Origin of the sequence: Enterococcus innesii, from assembly GCF_022846515.1 — a bacterium.
Taxonomy (GTDB): Bacteria; Bacillota; Bacilli; order Lactobacillales; family Enterococcaceae; genus Enterococcus_D; species Enterococcus_D innesii.
Genome location: NZ_AP025635.1, coordinates 2,919,240 through 2,941,674, shown reverse-complemented (window position 1 = coordinate 2,941,674; position 22,435 = coordinate 2,919,240). Strand labels below are relative to the sequence as shown.

Sequence of the window (22,435 nt, the reverse complement as noted above, 5' to 3'; positions counted from 1 at the left end):
GTTTTTATTACAGAATCAATGGTTTTTCTTCAAATGGCAGCCACCGTTCATCAATCAGGGAACGATACCAAGCGGCTGATTTTTTTAATGACCGGGTCCGTTCTTCATTTAACTCAATTCGGACGAGACCATAGCGGTTCTTAAATGCATTCATAGGTGAAACACAATCGGTAAATGCCCAAAGCATATAGCCTTCGCAGTTGGCACCTTCCTCGACAGCTTTTAGCAGCCAGTAAAGATGTTCAGTAATAAATTGAATTCGATAGTCATCTTGAACTTGTCCTGTTGCATCCATATACTGTTCTTCATTTTCCCGCCCCATACCGTTTTCAGTAATCAGCCATGGAATATTCCCATAATTCTCTTTCAGGTAATTAGCCATATCGTACATGACCTTCGGATAGATTTCCCAGCCACGAGAGTTATTCATTTGTTTTCCTGGCAAATCAAAGGTCTCATAAAACATTTCCGGATGAAACGGTGTATCCGAATGCCATTGATACCGTGGTGCCCGCACGCGTTTCGGGTAGTACTGATTGACCCCTAAGAAATCCACCGTATGGGTGCGGATCGTTTCCAAATCTTCTTCTGTCGGATCAAAGTAGATGCCATAGGTTTGGCAAAGTGTGATAAGTTCCTCTGGATAATGACCTTTGACCATTGGATCAAAAAAGATCCGGTTGAAAAAGAGATCATACATTTTTTGCGCGTTTTGATCCTCCGGTGAGGAAGAGCGTGCGTAAACCATTTCTGGATTCAGCACACAACCGATGCGCCCCTCATAGCCTTTTTCATGATAGGCAGCCACTGCTTGGGCGGATGCCAATACTTTGTGATAGTTCCAAAGCATCCATTTTTTCGTATTTTGTTCATGGGGCCAGCGGATCGCATCGAGATAACAACGAGTCTGAATAACGATCGGCTCATTGAAGGTAAACCAATGTTTGACTCGATCACCGTAACGTTCGAAGGCGATCTCGGCATAACGGGTATACAGATCGACCACTTTCCGCGAGCTCCAGCCATCATAGGCATCCATCAAACTAGCTGGCAGTTCATAATGTTCCAAACAAAGCATCGGTTCGACTCCAGCCGCAAGCAATTGGTCGATAAGCTGATCGATATGAGCAGCATAGTCTTCATCAACGATCAGCTGTTCATGGTCGGTAAAGAAGCGCGCCCAGTTGATCGATGTTCGGTAATGGGTCAAATGAACCTCCTGCATCAGTTGAATATCCTCTGAAAACTTTTCCATAAAATTCGTCGCAACAGCCGGTCCATAGCCATTATGCCAAACAAAGCGTTCTTCTTTGTACCAGCGGTCGAGATACGAATCTTGCCCTTCTTTCTTTCCTTGCCAGCCTTCTGTCTGCCAAGCAGACGAAGCAGCCCCTAAAATAAATGTCTCAGGTATTTTTACCATTTTTTCAAAACTCCTTTATGCAACTTCATTGGTCGTACGATTCATTACCAAAACAAAAGGGAGATAGATCAAAATCGCCACGACAATACAGATAACTTGCGTGATGACAGCCCCGATATCTCCAGCAGTAGCTAGATAAGCATTGACGATCGGTGGCATTGGCCATGGGACCATTACCACTGCTTTAGCGGCAAAGCCTAGGCTTGTGGCCACGTACCCAATCGTTCCTGTTACTAATGGTGTCAGGATAAAGGGAATCGCCAAAATGGGATTCAACATAATTGGCATTCCGAAGATCACTGGCTCATTGATATTGAAAATCCCAGGTGCTAATGACAATTTAGTGATTTGGCGCATATCCTCTCGTTTACCGACGATCAAAATCGCAATCAGCAACCCAATCGTCACGCCAGAGCCGCCCATACTCATATACATATCCCAAAACGGCATCGTAATGATATTGGGTACTTCTTTTCCAGCTTCAAAAGCTTCTGTGTTGACGGCTATTGCTGCCAGCAACAATGGTTCACGAATTGGTTTGACCATCTGGTTCCCATGAATCCCGATGACCCAAAAGACTTGTGCGATAAACATCAACAATAAGATACCTGGTAATCCTTGGACGATCCCTTCCAGTGGTCGTTGGACGACATTGTAGATGATATCGTAGGCATACATCCCTGTGAGTGCTTTGATAGCAAAGCCAGCGGCGGCGATGATGGTCACGGTGAAAATCGTTGGAAACAATGCCGAAAAACTTGCCGAAACATTCCCTGGAACACTATCAGGCATCGTGATCTGCAGCCGTTTTTGTCTTCCTAGCCACGCATAAAGCTCGATGGAAACGATCGCAACGAACATGCCTAAAAATAGGCCTTTCGTGTCCGTATATTGCTTAGCCAGCACGTTTTCGGCAACCACTGTCGCATCTTCGTGCAAAAATTCAAAGATCATTGGATTAACAGAAAGATAAGACATCACGGCGATGATTCCTGGAAAGACCCCAGAAATCTTATTTAATTTTGCTAGCTCAATCCCAATCAGAAACACTGCATAGATCGTTAAGAAACTCAACGTCACATAACTGACCGCAGATGAGATCGGTTTTAAACTTTCTAAAAAGCGCAGTGCCTCGATTTGTGCCAATCCATTTTCAGCATCAAAAACCATTGCTGAAAACAAAGTACCAAATGCCCCGGTAATGATTACTGGAATCAAAGCAGCAAAGGCATTTTTAATGACCATGATGTAGCGTAAATTGTTGATCCTATTGGCAAACTTTCCTAAAACGTCAGCGAGTCGATCCATAAATCCTTGCATAAAACTCCCTCCTATACCCCTATTCTTCAATCGTTAGAAAACGATTACATTACAAATGTAATTCATTTCCTGAAGAATGTAAACGCAGGAAAAGCCTTTAAAACAAGGTATGTAAAGCTCCAAGTTTACATACTTCGTTTTATCACTTATTATTATTTTGAGGTGAAGCAAATGGCGAACTACCATGACATCGCTGCCGATCTACGGAGCAAAATCAATCACGGGTTTTACGAAGAAGAGAAAAAATTGCCGAAGCAATCCGAACTGGCTGCGGATTATCAAACGAGCCGCGTGACGATTCAAAAAGCATTGAATATTTTACAAATGGAAGGCATTATTTACGGTAAAAAAGGCACGGGTACGTTTATCAATGATTCCTATTCAACCTTCGATTACAACGCTAAGATCAATCGCGGGCTGACCAAGCGCCTTGGAGAGACAGGAAAAATCACCAGCAAGATCATTTCTTTTGCCATTCTTTTTCCCGATGAGAAAGAACAAGAAAAACTAAAAATCCGCAGTGACCAGCAAATTTATGATATCGTTCGTTTGCGCCTGTTTGACGATATTCCTGTTGTTTTAGAATATACCATCATGCCGCTTCATGTCATTCCCGGGATTACCGAGGAAGTCTTAAACTCATCGGTCTACGGTTATATCACCAACCAGCTACACTCCTCGATTGGGACATCTGTCCGTCGCATCAAAGCGGATCGTGCAGATACCTATGATCAGCAATACTTAGCTTGTGCTGCCACCGATCCCATTTTAGAAGTGGAACAAACGGTTTATCTCGGCGATGGGACACCTTTCGAATTTTCTCAGTCACGGCACCGCTATGATATGGGAGATTTTATCGTCGTAAATAATTAATACGCTGCGTATCGAGTACCTCTGAGTGAGGATCGATACGCAGCGTATTTTACTTAAAAATATTGCTGATAGACTGTTTGACCAATTTCTCTTAGCCAACTGATCCCTTGACCACTACCGGTTTTATCATAGGAAAACGCCGCAATGATGATCGTCGTTTCATTGGCTTGTAAATACGCTACATCGTGTTCGATGCGGTCAAGACGGCCTGTCTTATTAAAAATGCGGCACGCAGGATGCGTTGTTTCAGCAAAAGTCCCTGGTATGCCCTCTTGAAATTGCTGCTGATTTAAGGCTGAAAATCCTAGGGCAGCTTCTTCTTGTTTAACACACCTTAGTAGTAGTTTGGCAGCCGCCGAAGGGGTCAAGCGGTTCTCCTTGTCTTTAATCGGTCGCATCATATACCGTTCAAATTGGATCTCCGGCTCCTGGATCCATGCTTGAAGTGTGGGCAACCCAGCTAAGTCCAACAGTACATTGGTGGCGGTATTATCAGATACGGCGATCATCGCTGTAAGCAGTTCACTGATAGCCCAGCTTTTTTTCTGAGGAAAAAGACGGAGGACCCCAGCGCCACCTGTCAGATCAACGGGGCTCACACAAATTACTTGTTGGGGATTGATCTTTTTTTCGATGATTTGTTCAAGGTAATAGGCATACAATACAAGCTTACTGATACTTGCTGCTGGAAATGACTTATGACTCTGATAGTCAACAAGACATTTCGTTGGCGTACCAATCCATAACCCCATTTCCAATGTTGCTTGATATTTTTTTAGGATATGATTTATTTCTAAATAAACGTCATCTTTTGTCATCAAACGCTCCTTTCCTCAAAGTCAGTAAAGGATTGCTTATGTGCCCGGTTCAATTGGTGTATTTGGTTTGTCTTGCCAATAGCGCGCCACAACTGCTAGTTCCGGTTCATAATTAGAACCAGCGATTTTGGTTTTCATGACCCGCGATCCGGGTGTTCTTGAATGAATCATTTCATCATCCCCCAAATACAACCCAACATGATGGACTTCACCTTTTCCTTCTTCATAAGCAAATAGCAACAGATCTCCCGGTTGTGCCTGACTGTAAGGTACAATGTTTGCTTGTTGTGCTTGCTCAATCGTATCTCGGGGGATCAAAATACCATGAAGTCGATGCAGCGAATACATGAATCCAGAACAATCAAAGCCACTGCCGCTAATGCCTGCCCAGACATAGGGCTGATTCAAAAATTGTTCTGCTAGTGCAATCATTTTCTCGGGCAGATTTGTCCATGTATCCACAATGACTTGAGCAAAGGATTTAGCGATCGTTGCTGGTCCATTAGGCGTAGCCACTCGATAGGAATCTGTGGTTTCCCCAACTAGGGGTAAAACCGTCCCAAAAGAAACGATCCGTGTCGCAGAGTCAAAAACAAGCAAAGCTTCTTTGGCAGTCACGCCGAGCATTCTTTTAGCTGTTGAATAGTCTGGTGGCAATGGCTTCAATACCTCGTTTGGTAGATAGCCGGGATAGCCAAGTGGGTGTTTATTGCTTTTTTGATCCAAGACGATCACATGGGCCCAACCATCCGTTTGGTCGATGACTTCTACAATCGTCCCATATAATACTTCGGAGTCCACTAAGCTTTCCTGATAAAGCCGCATCGTATCTTCATCAGTCAAAAAAGTGTGCAGTGCTTCTAAAGGGAATGCTTTGATTTTTGCTAGTACTTTGTTTTCTTTGGGTTCCTTCCATAAGAAGGAAGAGCCAGCCTGAACAATTTGTTTCATCTTTGCACCTCTCATAACTGTTTATTCGTTGATTCCTAGTCCGATGCGTTCGGTGACGCTCAAGCTTCCTGGACGCTGAAGAATCCCTTGCGTTTCAGGGGAAGTCGTTTGGGTCTCCCACATAAAAGGAACATCCAGATCATAAAATTGGACATCGTTCATCCCTAAGGCAAAATGGGCGGCGGCAGCCATTCCACCATACCCTTCAATCATCGAACCGACCATCACCGGCACTTGATGTTCTTTTGCCAATTGATAAATTTTTTGTCCCTCTTTGATCCCGCCGCTTTTCATCAATTTAATGTTCAAATAATTGCAGCAGTTTTCAGCAATCAAACGTTTGGCATCCTCATAGGAAAAAAGACTTTCATCGGCCATGATCGGAATCGTCGTACGAGCAGTCACATAGCTGAGTCCAGCAAAATCATGGGCTTTTACTGGCTGTTCAACAAACTCGATCGGAATGTCTTGCCATTGGTCTAAAATCTGCACCGCTTCTTCTTTGGTCCAGCCTTGATTGGCATCAATTCGAAAGGGGGTCGTTCCTGCCAAGCGTTCATTGATGCGGCGAATTTTCGCAACTTCCTCTTCGATCGTTTCTGCCCCTAGTTTGATTTTCAAGGAGCGAAATCCCGCTTGGACTTTTGCTTGCGCATCCTGTAGCATCTGCTCCTGTGAGCCGACACTGATCGTATAATCGGTTGTCAGTGTATTGACAGAACCTCCTAAATAACGGTAAAGCGGTAAGTTAGCCGCTTTTGCCAGTGCATCATGCAACGCGATATCGATCGCCGCTTTAGGGCTCGTATGATGCTGGATCAACGCATGAAGCTCATCCATTACCGACAATTGCGCATCTACCTTTCTACCTAACAGGAAAGGGGAAAAAACAGTTTCGATATCTTTTAAAATACTTTCTTTCGTGTCACCGGTGATCACTTCGGTAGGTGCTGCTTCTCCGATGCCAACGATCTCATTATCAAAAGAAAGCAGCACTCGAACCACTTCGACGGCGTGCACTTCTCTGAGCGCCGTTTTAAACGGTGCATTCAGCTGGATCGGAATTAGCTTCGTTTCAACTGCTGTGATTTTCATTCGTGTTCCTCCCAAAAGGAAAAGCCGTTCTTATCTAGCTGGAATGAATCATTCCTCTTCACTGCTAGATAAAGAACGGCTTTATTCCTTGCTCTAGTTGCTGAACGCTTGGCGTTCCTCTTTTCTGCAGTACTGTTTGACTACGTCAGTCGGTAGATGTATGAAAGAATTGTTTTTTTTACTTATTCTTCGACAAACACATTTTTATAATCATAGGCAGCACCGACACTATGAACGATGAGGCCTTTGATCTTAGGCGACCGCAGATGTGCTTCTGCACTTTGGAAAAGCGGTATAACGCCCAAATCTTCATTTAAGATTTTTTCTGCTTCCACCATATTTTCCCAACGGGCTTCTGGGTCGTTGGCATTTTCATTGGAGGCTTGTTCGATCAATTGGTCGTAGTCATCATTTAGCCATTTCCCACGATTGTAGGAACTGTCTTTTTTGAACAATTCCAAAAAGTTGATTGGATCTGCATAGTCCCCGATCCAATTGTTCATGACCATCTCAAAATCGCCGCTATTGGAACGATCCAAACGAACAGAAAAAGGAACATTTGTGACTTCGATAGTCAATCCATCCAGTGTTTGCTGCAAGGTTCCTTGAATGTATTCCGCCATTTTTTTCGATTGGTCGGTATCTGAGGTCAGCAGTTCAAAAGACAATGTATCGATACCCAGTTCTGCCTTGGCCTTTTCCCAATACTCTTGGGCTTTTTCTTCGTCAAAGGCTAACGTGGTTGCCGCATCCTCGACAAAATCAGCTTTTGTCTCTGGATTGAAAGCTAGGTCAGAAGGAACAAAACCGACAGCCGGTAATGAGCCGTTGCCTAAAATATTCTCAACGATTTGTTGCCGATTCATGATATAAGAAATGGCTTGCCGCAAATTTGCATTTCGAAAAGGCGAATCTTCTGGTGCTTGATTCATTTCTAAATACTGAGTGGTTGCACTAGGCTGAACAATGTAATCAGGATGATTCACATTCTGCATCGCCAATTCACCGCTTAAAATAATGTCATCGGCTTGCCCGCTTTCGTACAAGTTATAAGCAGTCGATGAGTCTTTCACGACATCGAAATTAACTGTTTCAAGTTTGACTGAATCGGCATCCCAATAATCCGGATTTTTTTCCAATGACCACTGGATATCGGTGCCTGGGCCAGCATAATTGGTCAATAGGAATGGTCCATTGTACGCCGCGTTTTCACTTGTTAAGGCGTATTGATCACCAAATTCCTCCACGACACGTTCGTTTTGTGGGAAGAAGGTTGGAAACGCCAGTAAAGATAAAAAGTAAGGTGTTGGTTTTTCTAACGTGATTTTCAACTCATGATCATTGACTGCTTCGATCCCTAACTCGCTTTTATCTAGCGTGCCATCTGAAATAGCAGATGCATTTTTAACGGGTGCTAGCATATAGGCATAATTGGAAGCTGTAGCTGGATCAACGGTTCGCTGCCAGCTAAAAACATAATCAGCCGCTGTAACTGGATCACCATTGGACCATTTTGCCTCTTCTCGCAGTGAAATGGTATAGGTCAGGCCATCTTCACTGACTTCAGCGTCTTTACTTGCCCCAGCAATTACAGGAACATTGTTCTCATCCAAGCGATAAAGGCCTTCATAAGCATTGTTCAGAGTAATAAAGCTATAAGAGTCGGTTGCTAAAGAAATATCGGCACTGCCCATCTCTGCTGAAAATTGCACATTGATCACTTGCTCTGCAGAAGAAGCTGCTGATGAATCCGTCTCGTTTTCTTGCGCGCCATTTTGACAAGCTGCTAAAAAGAAGCTGCCTAGTAACACAAGCGATACTGCATACTTGCTACGTTTCCCCATTTCTACTCATCCCCTTCTAACATTCAGATAATTCAAAAAATTCTGTTTGTTGTACCGAGTTTACCGCATGTTTATGCAGCCTGTCAATTTAACTCGACCAAAAAATGTAAGAGGTTACACGGTTGTGTCAGAAGCGCTCTTGTGAATGTAAAAATTAGAAAAGTGCGACTTTATGCTGACTATCGTTGACAGGAGTCGTGCCAAGAAAGCATACAAAAAAGTTCTGATCTTCTAGTGATCAGAACTTTCGATACTTTCTTATACATCATTTCGCAGGTAAAATGGATAAAAAAACTTTCAAAATTTTCCTTACCTTCCACACAAAAAAAAGAAGACACAAATTTCGTCTTCATAGCGCTTTCTCAGAACCTTCCCACTTTTTTGCCTTTCAACTCAAGGAATAAAAGAAATCTCCTCAGAAAGTAAAAAAAACGTATCTATTTTAAAATGGGAGTGGTACACTAAACAAACGAAGAGTACTGCACGTGAGAAAAGAAAGACTTCCCCAAGTATCCATTTTCTCCAATACTCTTCGGACTCTTCAGTACGTATATTAATTATACGTACTTTTTTCATTTGTTCAAGGCTTTTGAAAGATTTAATCAAAAAGTAAAAATCGATAAAAACGTACCAATTCCCAAAGCTAATTGACAATGATTCTCAATTAGCGCTATACTAAATGAAATCACTCACAGTCAAAGGAGGAATTTCATGTATATCCGTACCGTTGCGTTTGAAGTCATTCCAGAAGGCAAAGAGATCTTTCTTGCTAAAATGAAAAAAGATACCGCCTCAATGAAAACATTTGCTGGGTGTCACTCTGCTGAAGCTTGGTTTTCAGAATCTAAAGACAGCCTCGTTTTCCAGTTAGTGTCAAAATGGACTGAGAAAAAAGCCTTTCAAGCTTGGTTAAAACGTCCCGAACATTTGCAAAAGCACCGAGATGCGTATCGAGCAGAAAAAGAAGGAACTGCAAAACCGAGCCTTGTTTTGTCCAAGACCGGCCAAGAATTTGTCTTGATCGATGAAGAACCTAGTCCTAGTTAAACTATAAGAGCGATCCACCAAAGCTGATCCCGTTCGCTTTGGTGGATCGCTTTCTTGTTCAGTATCTCTCTTTTCTATTCCACCGTTCGCTCGTTCAGGGTTCTTCCTTGCTGATCTTTTAATTGAAGCCAGCCATTGGTCCCCCCATAGTAAAGAAACATGCCTACCTCATTGACACTTTTTAATACGACGTCTTCAATCGTTCGTCCCTCTTTGATCGCTGATTGATTCTCTTGCCGTATCTTTTCTGCTAATCGAGCTGAAAATCCCACCGAGCCGTCTTTGTTCAATGGAACCTCTTGACGCAAGGTAGCGCCTTTTTCAATTCGAACCTCGTTGCGTTTCTGCCAATAGACCGTTGCTGTACTTCCTTGATAATCCACCATAAAGGGTTCATCTTGTAATTCTTTTGACCATTTATGACGAGGCTTGCCCCCGTTTTTCACCTCTTTCGTTTCCTTTTTGCTGGTGGATACATAACCCAGAAAATCGATCAAGCAATCAAATGGTTCCGCACAAACAGCGACCTTTTGTTGCAGTTCCTGTGGAATCACGATAGGTGCGTTGGAAGCATCGGACAGTTGGTATTTCTCTTGATAATAGGCTGCTAAGTATGGCGCCATGATCTCCCAAGGTGGTGTAAGGATTATTAAGCGGTCATATTCTTGCTTGTCATCAAATGTTTTCTCGTCTGCGACTGATAGTAATTGGCCTTTTTTTATGGCTAAGAGGACGGTATTGTCTTTTGCTTCAATAAGTTTTCCTTTAACAATTTGCAGTTGCCCTGCTTCCTGCGGCAATTCAAAAAGCATCTGTTTGTCATCAATGACCGTTTTTTCTAATTCCATTTTGCTCCCTGCTTTCTGCTAGTTTCTCGCCCATTATAGCATGTATTTTTCTACGCAGCTGTGTCGAAGAATCAAAAAAAGAGGCTGCTTCCAAGAAACAGCCCCTTTTTTAAGGGAATTGGTTTACGTGCATGGTTTCATTTTATTTTGATTGGGTGATTACCAATGGATCAGCTAAAAAAGCACTCAACTAGTGCTGGTTGATAGATCTCATTGTATTTTGCAACTACTCGTCCGCAACGTTCTTCGATATCTTCATGATCGATTCCATCATAGCGAATCACATTTAATACGACACACCTTTCCATTTTTCTGACCACTTCACCGATCACACGGCTTTGTAAGCCAACTGGTTTACATTCATATGCTTTACCTAATACAATTGTTTCTGCTTCCATAATTCTCTCCTTAAAAATTCATTTTTCTAATTGTATTATCATATTATCATCTAATTTTAATTAAATAAAGCAATATGCCCGTAATTTGTAAATAATAACTAAAAAAAGCGTTCATAATCCAATGAACGCTTCGTTTTAAAACATTATGTTGTTTTTAGGTTAATATTAAAAACAAGTGTTTTATTGGCGACTTGCTACCAATAACGCCGCAAATTCTTCCAGATATTTCTGATCGATCGCATCATAACTATTTGTTTTTCCACTATCGATATCCAGCACGCCAAGCAGCTGATTACCAGCTACCATGGGAACTACGATTTCAGACATTGCTGCTGAGTCACAAGAAATATAGTTCTCATGTTCTTTGACATTCGGGACGATCAATGTCGTTTGTTTTGCGGCTGACTCCCCACAAACCCCTTTGCCCATAGTGATTCTGGTGCAAGATACTCTTCCTTGGAATGGGCCTAAGATCAGTTCGCCTTCTTCAAATAAGTAGTAGCCGGCAAATACTGTATCTTCCAATGTTTCATTCAGTAAAGCAGAAGAGTTGGCTAGATTGGCGATCCAATTACTCTCCGCTTCTAACAACCCTTTTAATTGCAGAAGCATCAATTCATACGCTTCGATTTTTTTATTCATTTTCTCACCTCTGTCCTTGATTATAAGCAAACACAGAGGATTTGTCTCGTCTAAATTGCTGGGTACTGGAAACAAAAAATGTGAATAAAGAGAAGTCGCCTGAATCAGTCTACTTACTAACCTTTGTCAGCAACCGATCTTGATCGATTGGGTTCTCCTTCTCAATCATCTGCTGAACTACTCTGCATCAATCACAGTAAAACGAGTATTTTCATGTCGCACTGTTTCGATTTCATCAAGGATTGCTTTGGCTAACGTACCACTGGATGTTACTGATTCCTTTTGGTCATTGAATAGCAAGTGATCTTTCCCTAAAATCGCTGGTTTAGCTGGTCCTTCTTGAAAGACGTTCCCAGGAGAAATCCCCACCCAAGGGACATTTTTGACGGTTTCTAAAAAGAGGTATTCGTCTAGCTGATTTTCTGGAATCGCAATCCAGCTTTCACTTCCTGGGGCTTTTTTCAATTCGGTAAGATTGCGTTCGCCCGCTTCGTTGAACAGGCTGCCAGCTCCTAAAATGAAGAACAAGCGTGTGTTCTTTTCTCGAAACAGGTGCACTAATTTTGCTGCCAAATCCACATGCAAGTACGCTTGGTCAGGACTTGTCGCAAACGCATCGACCAATACGTCAAACCCGTCGAGGTCTCCTTCTGTTAACGAAAAAGCATCTTTTGTAAGTGTTTTGACCGTCTCACCAAGTTGTTCTTTGGCCTTCGCTTCATTTCTCACGATAGCAGTCACTTCGTGTCCTCTCTGTACTGCTTCTTGATAAATTGCTGAACCTGCATTCCCTGTTGCGCCAATAATACCGATTTTCATAATGATCATCCTTCCTACTTTTGTTTTTTCAAAACAAGTTGTTACTAATCAAGTTACAACTAGAGTATAAAAGAAACTTTCTTTCCTGTCAAGAAATTGCTTAGCAGGTGAAAGTTCTTTTTACTGTGTTGTGTCCGTTCAATCTACTGTTTGGCTTCTCCTCGAATGCCTTCAATGATTGATTGCAGCGAGATGGCACTCATCTCCTGCTCGATTTTCTTTTGCAGCACATCGTAAGTTTCCTCTAATACCGTTTGGATATTCCCCCCAATCAAGCAATTGGGATTGGTCTTTTTGTCCGCATGTAAAAGATGGTGATCTTTTTCAACACTCGCATAAATGTCTAACAAAGAAATCTCATTTGGTTCCTTCGTTAGTTTAGGGTTTGGTTTTCCTCTTTGGCTTTCGATCAATCCAGCAACCCGTAAATCACTCATAATCCGGCGAACATAGGCAGGATTCGTTTCAACACTCTGGGCGATCCGATCACTTGATAAATCAGTTCCTTTAAAGAGGTGGATATAAGCGAGGATGTGAATGGCGTCGCTGTATTTGGTTGAATATTTCACTTCGTCTCCACTCCTTTTTCTTGTATCATACCTCTTTTTTAGCATTTAGACAAAGGGGACTGATCAATCTTACAAAACTCAAGAATCCCGTCAAGAAAAAACAGCCCTCAAAAAGTTAGCACAAAAGCCTAACTTCTTGAAGGAACTGCATACTGAACCACTTTTTTACTTTTTATTTAAACGATCACTTTGCTAATAGCCATTCATCCACGCTGATTCAAGCTGATTGCCGTCGGGATCAACGATTTCATAGCCGACCATCACGTCTTCTGGAATACCCATGTCAACTTGGAACGATTGGCCGCCATTTTCTTCTGCAATCTTCGCAAAATTCTTCGCTTCTTCTGGAGTATCGAAGCTAAACGCAATCAATGCACCACTTGTGTTCTTCGTATCCGCAATACGTCTGCCATTCAGAAACTGTTGATAAAACTCATGTTCTAACAACATCACCCAAATCGATTCACTCCAAACCATCCCGCTGCTAGTCTCGTTTGAGAACTCTTCATTTTTGACAAATCCCAACGCTTCATAAAAGGAGGTTGCACGTTTGATATCAGTGACAGGCAAATTTATAAACACCATTTTGTTCGCCATTTTCTTGCCTCTTTTCTTTGATAAGCTGCATTAACGAATCCGCTCTCATTATACCACCTATCAGTTGATTCACAAAAACATCAAACCTTATCATTTGCTCTTGGTTTCTATCAGCTCATCCAAAAATGTTTTTTTAAGTAAAAAAAGGTCTTTGTATGCAAGACCTTTTTGCTTTTCTTACCTATGAAAAAGTAACCAAATACGCATCGCATAGAAGCCATTTTTTCGCTGATCAATTCAACGCAAGCTGCTCTACTTTTTTTAATACTCAAAACTCAAGTCTTGAATCGATCACGGTAGCTTTCCCACGATAAATTTTTCGATACTCTTTGGGCGTATAACTAGTTGCTTTTTTAAATTTCTTACTAAAATAATTTGGATCATTGAATCCCGCTCTGACAGAGATTTCACTGATTGATCGATCACTTGTTGAAAGTTCTTTTTTAGCAACCTCAATACGATAAATCATCAAGTACAATGAAAAGGTCATCCCTAAGGTATTCTTGATCAAACGGCTGGTGTGATACCGACTTAAATGCAGGTGATCTGCTAAAGTGTCTAATGTAATATGTTCTCTATAATTTTCATGAATATAGCGCAATATCTTATGTCTTAAAGAAAGCGAAGGAGAAGCCTCATTGTTTTTCTCGACGTGCAGCAAAGAAATCTGATTGATGGATTGAATCCCTCGGTCCAATGCATAAACAAAATCATTGGTGATCGGTTCCACTAAATAATCGATCAAGCCGTAACGCAACGCTTTTTGAGCGATAGCAAAGCTTTCTACTGCAGAATACAAAATTGCTTTTGCATTCGGGCAAAAAGAGAGCAATTCTTTGTATAATTCAAAACAGTCTCCTTCGCCATCCGCATTGATCACTGCAATTTCAACCGTTTGCTCAAGACATGTTCGCTGAAGCGCTTTTTTCGAATCAACCGTCGGAAGTAAGATGACATTTGGGAAATGACGATCGATCAAACGAATCATATCATTAACTGCTCCCCGCTCATTGCTGTCAATGATCAATAAATTACACACGAAATTTTCTCCTTCGTTTAAAATTTATCTGTTGGTATTTCTCTTTCCATTTATTTCTCTTGAAAATCTATGACCATCCGCCCTTTGATTTGGCCAGAGAGCATTTCATCAAAAATATCATTGATCTCTTCTAACTGACGCATAACAACTTTAGGAACGACTTTTCCTTCAGCTGCGAATTGGAAAGCTTCTGCTAAATCAGTCCGTGTTCCAACAAGGGAACCGACGATTTTAATACCGTCCAATACAAGTCGAGGAATGTTCAAGTCCATGCTTTCTGGTGGAAGACCGACTGCTACAATCGTACCGCCCGCACGAACGGCATCGACAGCAGAGTTGAAGGCTGCTTTTGAAACAGCAGTTACAACAGCTGCATGTGCGCCACCGGTTACTTCTTGAATGACTTTCGCTGCATCTTCTTTCGCGGGATTGATCACAAGGTCAGCGCCGTGATCTTTTGCAAAGTCCAACTGCTTGTCGTTGATGTCGATCCCAATCACTTTTGCATTGAAGACATTTTTTGCATATTGCAAGGCTAAGTTTCCTAATCCGCCTAAACCATAGATGGCGATCCATTGACCTGGTTTAATATCAGAAACTTTCACCGCTTTATATGTCGTTACGCCTGCACAAGTAATGCTACTGGCTTCAGCAGAACCTAAGTCCTCAGGCACCTTCACTGCATAGTCAGCTACAACGATACACTCTTCAGCCATACCACCATCTACAGAATAGCCGGCATTTCTAACAGAACGACATAATGACTCATTCCCGTTCACACAGTATTCACATGATCCACAGCTTTCATACAACCAAGCAACACTTGCACGGTCACCAATTGCTAGAGAAGTAACATCATCACCGATCGCAACGACTTTACCGATTCCCTCGTGACCAAGTACGATTCCAGATGCATCGCCAAAGTCGCCATCTTTTACATGCAAGTCAGTGTGGCAGACACCGCAACACTCCATTTCTAATAATGCTTCATTCGGACGAAGCGCTCTCAATTCTTTTTCTTCGATTTTTACAACCTTATCTTTTGATACTACAGCTGCTTTCACAAAGACACCTCTTTCAATTCGTTTAAATAAAGAACTTCCTTTTATTTGTGAAGTAATTAACTAACGCATAGAGGTCAGTAATAGCTAGATAAAAGAAAGTTCTCTATCGAGAAGATTACCATAGAAATCATCGGAAAAAGGGGAATATATTGCTTTTTTTCTGTAATCATTTATTAGAAAAAAATAATGAAATAATTCAATTTTTTTCTTTAATACCGAATTAGATAAAAGATGAAGACGAAAAAATGAGTGAAATCACCGATATAAATAACGATTCTATAATAAAAAATATCAAGAGAGACTTCCACTATCATGTAAACTTTTTTTAAATCATTCCCTATCCTTCTATTTTTTTATCAAGTCGATGATTTGGGATTTATTTTCTTTCAGGCGCTGAATGTCATGTTGGTATTTAAAGAGATGTCCCTCGTCAATGTTTTTCTGAAAATTTCCATTCCCTTCTTCTCCTTCTCTGATCATAAAAGCAGCTAGCGCTGAAAGGCGGTCGATCAAACAATCGACAATCTGTAACCTGTCATTATTGGACAGCCGATAAGTATCCACAAAAATTTCCAATCGATGACATTGTGTTTCACTCAGACGACTTTTCCCATCAAAGTACAAGGGTACCCAGCGATAAGCAGCATAAGAAACATCCCACAACCTGCTTCCTGGCCTTACTGTGTCAAAATCAAAAAGACCAAATGGCTCCCCATCCACGGTCGTCATATTATACGGAGCAAAATCATTGTGACACATCACTTGTATTGGGCCAGAGTAATCCAACATCCACTGTTCCTCACCAGTTAACCTTTCCAGAAAACCAACACTTCGATCATGAAAATCTCTTAATCGTTCAGCTACTAAACAAAGAACCTCATCAGTATAAAGCTCATCCGGCAATGGCTGATCATATACCTCCCCTGGAACAAAAGAAACTAACTCATGTTCTTCCTGATCAAACCCTAATGGTTTCGGCACATAATTTATCTGCTGATCATGCAAAAAACGTAAAAAGCGTTGAACGTCCTTCGACCATGGAACCTTTGGCCGTCTGACGAACTCCTTTTCGATGATTATTTCTTCTCGTCCAAGATTGTTACTTCTTTCATTCAATGAAACCCCTCCTATTTGTATAGTCGTTTCTTCATTTTATCACAACAAATAGAAGTTTCTTTCCCCTTAGTCAAAAGAAAAAAGCCCTTGAAATCAAGGGCTTTTGCTTCATCTGATAATAAATGATTAACGACGAATTTCTTTGATACGAGCTGCTTTTCCGTGTAATGCACGCAAGTAGTACAATTTTGCACGACGTACTTTACCGTAACGAACAACTTCGATTTGTGCAACACGTGGTGTGTGCAATGGGAAGGTACGTTCAACACCTACACCGTTTGATACTTTACGAACTGTATAAGTTTCGCTGATACCAGCACCGCGGCGTTTGATGACAACACCTTCAAATAACTGGATACGTTCGCGAGTTCCTTCGACAACTTTCGCGTGAACGCGAACAGTGTCCCCAGGACGGAAAGCTGGGATGTCCGTACGTAATTGTTCTTGAGTTAGTTCTTGAATCAATGGATTCATGTTTATCATTCTCCTTATTCCCAAACATTCTTAAAGCATGAAAGCTCCAGCGGAACATCGTAATAGTTGAGTTCACACTCACTGAAACATCTTACCACAGACGACCATAGGCTGTAAAGAGAATTTTCTTGTCATGGCGCAGAATATCAAAAAAACTGGCACTATTTTAGTTGCCAGCTTTCGCTTCTTCTTCAATTTCTTTTAAAAGTTTCTGCATTTCTGCCGTCAACGGATAATTCTCTAGCATATCAGGTCGGCGCTGAAAGGTGCGGCGCAATGATTCTTTTAATTGCCACTGCTCGATCAATTTATGATTGCCATTCATCAAAACTTCCGGCACTTTCATTCCGTTAAACTCTGCTGGGCGTGTATATTGCGGATGTTCTAATAAACCAGTGGAATGAGAATCGGTTTGTGCGGAGGTTTGATTGCCTAAAACTTCTGGTAATAGCCTGACTGTCGCATCGATCATGACCATTGCCCCCAATTCGCCACCAGTCAAGACGTAATCCCCCAGTGACACTTCATCAGTGACCAATGAACGGATTCGTTCATCATAGCCTTCATAGTGACCGCAAATAAAAACAAGGTGCTCTTCGGTAGAGAATTCTTCCGCCATCTTTTGATCAAAGGGTTTTCCCGCTGGGTCTAATAGGATCACCCGCTTTTTCGTTTCTGGTGCCGCTGCTTCAATCGCTTTGATATTGTCATAGACAGGTTGGACTTTTAATAACATTCCTGCTCCGCCACCATAAGGATAGTCATCCACTGTTTGATGTTTGTTGTCGGAATAGTCACGGAAATTAGAGACGTTGATTTCTAACAGTCCCTTTTCCCGTGCTTTGCCGATGATCGATTCTCCTAGAGGACCTTCGAACATTCGCGGAAATAGTGTCAATACATCAATTCTCATCGTCTAACAACCCCTCTGGGATTTCCACAGTGACCTGACCATTTTCAAGATCGATCGTGTGGACAACCGACTCGATATAAGGAATCAAGGCATCCTTCTTCCCTTTTCGTTGAACGACCCAAACGTCATTGGCACCTGGTGAAAGGATCTCTTTTACTTTACCAATGATTGTGCCATCTTCTTCGACGACTTCCAGACCAATAATTTCATGGTAGTAAAACTCATTTTCTGCTAGATCCACCAAATCATTCTTGGTAACTTTTAAAATGCCGTTACGAAACGGTTCAACGTCGTTGATGTTGGGATAGCCCTCAAATGTTAACAAATCAAAATTTTTGTGTTTGCGATGACCTGAAACGATCAATGGTAATGGCTCTTTATTTTCACGAAAAAGTGTCAATTCGGCCCCTTTTCGGTAGCGTTCCTTTGGAAAATCCGTTTGTGATATCACACGTACTTCTCCACGGATCCCATGTGTGTTGACGATTTTCCCTACGTTTAAATATTCTGTCACGTTCGTTCCCCATTTCTTCTAGCTTCTGTTCTATTTTAGCATAGCAAAGTAGTGAATTCTAGCCGTTTCCTAGCGTCCCATGTTTTCCTCAAAATCATCGCGCGAAAAACGCCCCTTCGACGCTTGATCAAAGGGGCATTGTCCTAATATAGGCTTTATTGATTCATAGAAACGGCCATTTTCAATGCCGAACGTGCATCTTGATGTTGCACCGTTCGAAGGGTCTTTTCTTGTTGCCAGACCACGGTAGTTGCTGTATGGTCATTTTTTCCCATATCGATGGTGATTTGACCGGCCTCAGGCGCTGGGAGCATAGCTTCTTCCAGATACGCTACCACTTCTTTGGCAACCGGAACTGGATCTTGTTCCTCTTGATTGACTGCTCGAACAGTCAATGACCAATTTCCTTCTTGCCAGCTCAAATAACTGGAGCCAGCAGCTCCTTGTATATGCCCAGTAATGCCATATCCGAGATCAACGGCTTGTCCGCCATCATCAGCTGTTACATTGACCGCTGCAGCAGCTTCATCCGCTGATTGATAGTCTTTTGATTGAAAAGCAGCAATCGGTGTTTCCTCGTTCAAAGCCTTGTCATTGAGAGGCAACTGCTGATCAAGTCCATAATAAAGAATTGAGGCATCGGCTTGGCTGCCAGCTGTGGCTGCATTCAACACTTTACCTGAAGCAAGTGGAATGTCCTTGGGCAAGACAAGATCAGGGAATACCGCTTGTATTTGAGCGTAGATATCTGCAGTACTATTCGTGTTTGAAGAATCCCTAGAAGCCGCCTGACTAGAAGACGTACTTGATTGACTGGTTTCTGATTGACTACTTGCTTGCGTTTGGGTACTTTCCACCATACTCGTCGCTGTTGTTTCGGCACTACTGGCTTGACTTGTTTCTGGTTCCTGTTGATTATTGCAGCCAGCTAAGGCGCCCATCGTCAGCAGCGTAACGAGTAATCCTAGTTCTTTTTTCATGATGTTCCCCTCCTTATACAAAGGATACCCCTCAATAAAAAAAAATGACAAACAAGTCAGATTGTCTGTCATTTTTTTTGTTGATTTTTTAAAGATTTGTCACCCAATTTTGCAGTGATTGAAAGCCATCCTTGATCCATTGCCAAACTTGATTGGCGATCGTCGATAGGTCGCCCCAACGAAAGTTTTGTGTCCATTGGTTCAATTGCGTCATGATCTCCTCACGATAGACCCAAATTAAAAAGAGCAACAACAAGATCCCTAGCGTTCGCCAAAGAAAAGAACCAATTTTATAAATAAAGACGAGGATCAAAAGAACGACGATCCATGCGATTAGTTGAGACATACAAGCACCTCCTCCTTTTGATTATCTCAAAACCACCTTTTTTTGTCCTCCATCTTAAGCATGAATTTTACAAAAAAAGCATTCCTCAAAGAGAAATGCTTTTCATTCTTGCTTATTTACCATCAATGATATTCAAACGAACTTTTTTTGGTCCATTTGTCCGTACACTGTAAACGATCGTTCGAATTGCTTTGGCAACCCGCCCTTGTTTACCGATGATACGACCAATATCTTCTGGTGCCACAGTAAGATTATATTCCAAGAAATCATCTGACTCTACCAGCTCAAGCTTGATATCCTCAGGTTTGGTAACAAGTGGTGAAACGATCGTTAAGACTAATTCTTGCAAATCTTTCATCCAAAGTCACCTTATTTCTTAGTGAATTTTGCTTCGTGGTGTTTTTTCATAACGCCTTCTTTAGAAAGGATGTTACGAACTGTATCTGAAGGTTGCGCACCTTTAGATAACCAATCAAGAACTAGATCTTCTTTGATTGTTACTTCAGCTGGGTCTAGTAAAGGATTGTAAGTACCAACTGTTTCGATGAAACGTCCGTCACGAGGAGAACGTGAATCTGCTACGACGATACGGTAAAAAGGTTTCTTTTTAGAACCCATGCGTTTTAAACGAATTTTTACTGCCATTATTTACACCTCCATTGATTTAATCACAAGAGCTAGTTTAACAGGTTTTTCTGGTGGTGTAAAGAGTTTTTTCTTTACAGCTAAAAAAAGTTTCTTCTTTCTTATTTTCTGAGCATGGTTATCTTTTGCCAGAATGGATCAGGACGCGTATCATTAGTGATAGAGAAACTTTTTAAGTCAAATCGTTTTATTTGCACCATTCACTTACTTTTGGTAAGCTAAAAGAGTAGAAAACAACAAGGAGGAATTTTACATGACAAAAAAAATTGGTTTTATCGTCGGCAGTTTACGGGAAGGTTCATTTAATAAACTCGTAGCGAAAAAATTCGCATCATTATTACCAGAAGGTTTTGAAGCATCTTTCATTGAGATCGGCAACTTGCCATTTTACAATGAAGATTTGGAAGTTGAAGGAAAAGTTCCTGCTGAATGGACAGCATTTCGTGAAGCATTAAGCGCCGTTGATGGTGTCTTCTTCTTTACACCAGAATACAATCGCTCTGTTCCTGCAGCGTTGAAAAATGCTTTAGATGTCGGTTCTCGTCCTTATGGTGCTAGCAGCTGGGGTGGTAAACCAGCATTGGTTGTCAGCGTTTCTCCAGGAGCAATCGCCGGCTTTGGTGCAAACCATCACCTACGTCAATCATTAGTCTTTTTGGATATGCCTACTCTGCAACAACCAGAAGCCTATATCGGTGGAATCACCAACTTGATTGATGAAAACAACGAAATCAATCCAGATACAGTAAGCTTCTTTGAAACGATCATTGGAAAATATATTGAACTCTTTCAACGATTCAACTAATCCATGAATCTGTATCAAAAGACCAAGGAACTCAGCGTTGAGTTTCTTGGTCTTTTTTGCGTAGAAAAATAGTTTGTATTTTTTACTCGCTTGTTTGCTCAGCTTTTCGAACATAATGAAGTTCTGTCAGTTCCCCCATCTGTTTTGTTTCAACAAACGTCAAGCGCCTCGCGTAATCCCCCGCTTCAAACAGTGGCTTGCCCTCTCCTAAAAGCACCGGCGCGATTTGAATAAACCATTCATCAATCAGATCCGCTTCTAGTAAGGGTTTTAATAGGGAACCCCCACCCACTACCCATACGTTTTTCTCTTGTTTCAATGCTGAAACAAATGCAACTGGATCCGATGCCACTAGGGTTGCATCCGGCAGCGGATCTTTTCGGGTATGGGAAAAAACATAATTTGTCGTTTCAGGATACAACGGTCCCTCATCCATCAGTTTTTTCGCTTCTTGATAGGTTTTTCTTCCCATCACGGTCGTGTCGATAGTCGCAAAAAATGCTTCATAGGTCGTTGCAACACCGGTATCGGTTTGAAACAGCCAGTCCAGTTGATCCTCTAGCCCTGCTAAATAGCCATCTAAGCTGATTGCACCATAAAATATCACTTTTCCCATTAATCTCACTCCTTTATTTTACGATTGCTTCTGATCTTCGACAAACACAAGTGACTAAGTGATCGTTGACCATACCAACCGCTTCCATAAAGGCGTAAATAGTTGTCGTTCCGACAAATTTAAAGCCTCGCTTTTTCAAGTCTTTTGCTAGCTGATCGGATATTTCCGAATGGGTCGGTACATCGGATTGCTGCTGAAATTCATTGATGATCGGCTCATGATTGACATATCGCCACAAGAATGCAGAGAAACTGCCGTATTCTTCTTGAATCTTCAAAACTTCTTGGGCATTGATGATCGCTGCTTCAATCTTTCGTCGATTGCGAATGATTCCTGGATTCATCATCAGCTCTTCCACTTTTTCTTCCGTATAGTTCGCTACTTTGGTGATTTCAAACTGATCATATGCCGCATCAAAATTTGCCATTTTATTTAAAATCGTTTGCCAGCTCAATCCTGCTTGATTCATATCTAACACCAGTTTTCGAAATAACTGCTGATCCTCATACTCAGGTTTTCCCCAGACCGAATCATGATACTCTTGCATTGCTGGCGTACTGTTGGCCCACTCACATCGCTTCATTGTTCTCATCAGCTCCTTTTTGCTTATTTTATCATAAAAGACTTTACTTCCACTAGTGTACTACGTATACTAGTACACATAAATGAAAGGAGCTGA

The 22,435-nt window shown here is 41.6% G+C and carries 27 protein-coding genes; 3 read left to right on the top strand and 24 right to left on the bottom strand.

The window, feature by feature from the left end; all coding sequences use genetic code 11:
- Window positions 1–7: 7 nt before the first annotated feature.
- Both ENLAB_RS13705 and ENLAB_RS13700 read right to left on the bottom strand, forming a co-directional pair.
- Window positions 8–1,423 (bottom strand): glycoside hydrolase family 1 protein, encoded by a 1,416-nt coding sequence (locus tag ENLAB_RS13705; RefSeq protein ID WP_081119488.1) that lies wholly within the window; start codon window positions 1,421–1,423, stop codon window positions 8–10.
- A gap of 15 nt (window positions 1,424–1,438) precedes the next feature.
- Complete coding sequence (locus ENLAB_RS13700; RefSeq protein ID WP_244351629.1) at window positions 1,439–2,743, bottom strand: PTS sugar transporter subunit IIC; 1,305 nt, start codon at window positions 2,741–2,743, stop codon at window positions 1,439–1,441.
- 171 nt (window positions 2,744–2,914) lie between these two features.
- On the opposite strand from ENLAB_RS13700, the gene ENLAB_RS13695 reads away from it, so the two are divergent.
- A complete protein-coding gene (locus ENLAB_RS13695) occupies window positions 2,915–3,616 on the top strand; it encodes a GntR family transcriptional regulator (protein WP_244351628.1) in 702 nt (233 codons plus the stop codon).
- 53 nt (window positions 3,617–3,669) lie between these two features.
- Here the strand turns inward: ENLAB_RS13695 and ENLAB_RS13690 are convergent, their stop codons facing one another.
- The 4 genes from ENLAB_RS13690 to ENLAB_RS13675 form a co-directional block, all read right to left on the bottom strand.
- Complete coding sequence (locus ENLAB_RS13690) at window positions 3,670–4,434, bottom strand: serine hydrolase (RefSeq protein WP_244351626.1); 765 nt, start codon at window positions 4,432–4,434, stop codon at window positions 3,670–3,672.
- A 36-nt stretch (window positions 4,435–4,470) separates the two neighbouring features.
- Window positions 4,471–5,385 carry a C40 family peptidase gene (locus ENLAB_RS13685; RefSeq protein WP_244351623.1) on the bottom strand — a complete coding sequence of 305 codons (915 nt, stop codon included), beginning with the start codon at window positions 5,383–5,385 and terminating at the stop codon, window positions 4,471–4,473.
- 21 nt (window positions 5,386–5,406) lie between these two features.
- Window positions 5,407–6,480, bottom strand: a complete 1,074-nt coding sequence (locus tag ENLAB_RS13680; RefSeq protein WP_244351621.1) for a dipeptide epimerase — start codon at window positions 6,478–6,480, stop codon at window positions 5,407–5,409.
- A gap of 182 nt (window positions 6,481–6,662) precedes the next feature.
- Entirely contained in the window at window positions 6,663–8,324 is a 1,662-nt protein-coding gene (locus ENLAB_RS13675; protein WP_244351618.1) for a peptide ABC transporter substrate-binding protein, read from the bottom strand.
- Window positions 8,325–9,035: 711 nt separating this feature from the next.
- On the opposite strand from ENLAB_RS13675, the gene ENLAB_RS13670 reads away from it, so the two are divergent.
- Entirely contained in the window at window positions 9,036–9,371 is a 336-nt protein-coding gene (locus tag ENLAB_RS13670; RefSeq protein WP_077454236.1) for an antibiotic biosynthesis monooxygenase family protein, read from the top strand.
- A gap of 74 nt (window positions 9,372–9,445) precedes the next feature.
- On the opposite strand, the gene ENLAB_RS13665 is transcribed toward ENLAB_RS13670, so the two are convergent.
- The 16 genes from ENLAB_RS13665 to rpsP form a co-directional block, all read right to left on the bottom strand.
- On the bottom strand, window positions 9,446–10,219 hold the full coding sequence (locus tag ENLAB_RS13665) for a hypothetical protein (protein WP_244351615.1): 774 nt from the start codon (window positions 10,217–10,219) through the stop codon (window positions 9,446–9,448).
- Between the two features lie 170 nt (window positions 10,220–10,389).
- The gene (locus tag ENLAB_RS13660; RefSeq protein WP_005237217.1) at window positions 10,390–10,617 is read right to left on the bottom strand and encodes a hypothetical protein; all 228 of its coding nucleotides are present in this window, start codon (window positions 10,615–10,617) and stop codon (window positions 10,390–10,392) included.
- Between the two features lie 180 nt (window positions 10,618–10,797).
- Window positions 10,798–11,259, bottom strand: coding sequence for a free L-methionine (R)-S-oxide reductase MsrC (locus ENLAB_RS13655; protein WP_244351612.1), 462 nt, complete (start codon window positions 11,257–11,259; stop codon window positions 10,798–10,800).
- Window positions 11,260–11,436: 177 nt separating this feature from the next.
- A complete protein-coding gene (locus ENLAB_RS13650; RefSeq protein WP_244351609.1) occupies window positions 11,437–12,087 on the bottom strand; it encodes an NAD(P)H-binding protein in 651 nt (216 codons plus the stop codon).
- A 134-nt stretch (window positions 12,088–12,221) separates the two neighbouring features.
- Complete coding sequence (locus tag ENLAB_RS13645) at window positions 12,222–12,647, bottom strand: Rrf2 family transcriptional regulator (protein WP_077454240.1); 426 nt, start codon at window positions 12,645–12,647, stop codon at window positions 12,222–12,224.
- A 192-nt stretch (window positions 12,648–12,839) separates the two neighbouring features.
- Window positions 12,840–13,244 carry a VOC family protein gene (locus ENLAB_RS13640; RefSeq protein ID WP_081118438.1) on the bottom strand — a complete coding sequence of 135 codons (405 nt, stop codon included), beginning with the start codon at window positions 13,242–13,244 and terminating at the stop codon, window positions 12,840–12,842.
- Window positions 13,245–13,512: 268 nt separating this feature from the next.
- Window positions 13,513–14,232, bottom strand: a complete 720-nt coding sequence (locus tag ENLAB_RS13635; RefSeq protein ID WP_186366412.1) for a response regulator transcription factor — start codon at window positions 14,230–14,232, stop codon at window positions 13,513–13,515.
- A gap of 101 nt (window positions 14,233–14,333) precedes the next feature.
- Window positions 14,334–15,347, bottom strand: a complete 1,014-nt coding sequence (gene adhP, locus ENLAB_RS13630) for an alcohol dehydrogenase AdhP (RefSeq protein WP_086293046.1) — start codon at window positions 15,345–15,347, stop codon at window positions 14,334–14,336.
- 345 nt (window positions 15,348–15,692) lie between these two features.
- The gene (locus tag ENLAB_RS13625) at window positions 15,693–16,463 is read right to left on the bottom strand and encodes an aminoglycoside phosphotransferase family protein (RefSeq protein WP_244351606.1); all 771 of its coding nucleotides are present in this window, start codon (window positions 16,461–16,463) and stop codon (window positions 15,693–15,695) included.
- A 126-nt stretch (window positions 16,464–16,589) separates the two neighbouring features.
- Entirely contained in the window at window positions 16,590–16,937 is a 348-nt protein-coding gene (gene rplS, locus ENLAB_RS13620) for a 50S ribosomal protein L19 (RefSeq protein WP_002357176.1), read from the bottom strand.
- 166 nt (window positions 16,938–17,103) lie between these two features.
- Window positions 17,104–17,850, bottom strand: a complete 747-nt coding sequence (gene trmD / locus ENLAB_RS13615; protein ID WP_244351602.1) for a tRNA (guanosine(37)-N1)-methyltransferase TrmD — start codon at window positions 17,848–17,850, stop codon at window positions 17,104–17,106.
- Window positions 17,840–18,364, bottom strand: coding sequence for a ribosome maturation factor RimM (gene rimM / locus ENLAB_RS13610; RefSeq protein ID WP_244351600.1), 525 nt, complete (start codon window positions 18,362–18,364; stop codon window positions 17,840–17,842). The genes trmD and rimM overlap by 11 nt, the downstream gene beginning before the upstream one ends.
- A 155-nt stretch (window positions 18,365–18,519) precedes the next feature.
- Entirely contained in the window at window positions 18,520–19,344 is an 825-nt protein-coding gene (locus ENLAB_RS13605; RefSeq protein ID WP_244351598.1) for a hypothetical protein, read from the bottom strand.
- 88 nt (window positions 19,345–19,432) lie between these two features.
- Complete coding sequence (locus tag ENLAB_RS13600) at window positions 19,433–19,690, bottom strand: hypothetical protein (RefSeq protein ID WP_005228919.1); 258 nt, start codon at window positions 19,688–19,690, stop codon at window positions 19,433–19,435.
- A gap of 112 nt (window positions 19,691–19,802) precedes the next feature.
- Complete coding sequence (locus ENLAB_RS13595) at window positions 19,803–20,048, bottom strand: KH domain-containing protein (protein ID WP_005228918.1); 246 nt, start codon at window positions 20,046–20,048, stop codon at window positions 19,803–19,805.
- A gap of 11 nt (window positions 20,049–20,059) precedes the next feature.
- A complete protein-coding gene (gene rpsP, locus ENLAB_RS13590; protein WP_005228917.1) occupies window positions 20,060–20,335 on the bottom strand; it encodes a 30S ribosomal protein S16 in 276 nt (91 codons plus the stop codon).
- A 253-nt stretch (window positions 20,336–20,588) separates the two neighbouring features.
- Here rpsP and ENLAB_RS13585 point away from each other — a divergent pair, with 253 nt between their 5' ends.
- Window positions 20,589–21,140 (top strand): NADPH-dependent FMN reductase, encoded by a 552-nt coding sequence (locus ENLAB_RS13585; protein ID WP_244351594.1) that lies wholly within the window; start codon window positions 20,589–20,591, stop codon window positions 21,138–21,140.
- Between the two features lie 82 nt (window positions 21,141–21,222).
- On the opposite strand, the gene ENLAB_RS13580 is transcribed toward ENLAB_RS13585, so the two are convergent.
- Both ENLAB_RS13580 and ENLAB_RS13575 read right to left on the bottom strand, forming a co-directional pair.
- Window positions 21,223–21,756, bottom strand: coding sequence for a dihydrofolate reductase family protein (locus ENLAB_RS13580; protein WP_244351591.1), 534 nt, complete (start codon window positions 21,754–21,756; stop codon window positions 21,223–21,225).
- 13 nt (window positions 21,757–21,769) lie between these two features.
- On the bottom strand, window positions 21,770–22,339 hold the full coding sequence (locus tag ENLAB_RS13575; protein ID WP_244351588.1) for a DNA-3-methyladenine glycosylase I: 570 nt from the start codon (window positions 22,337–22,339) through the stop codon (window positions 21,770–21,772).
- Window positions 22,340–22,435: the final 96 nt, after the last annotated feature.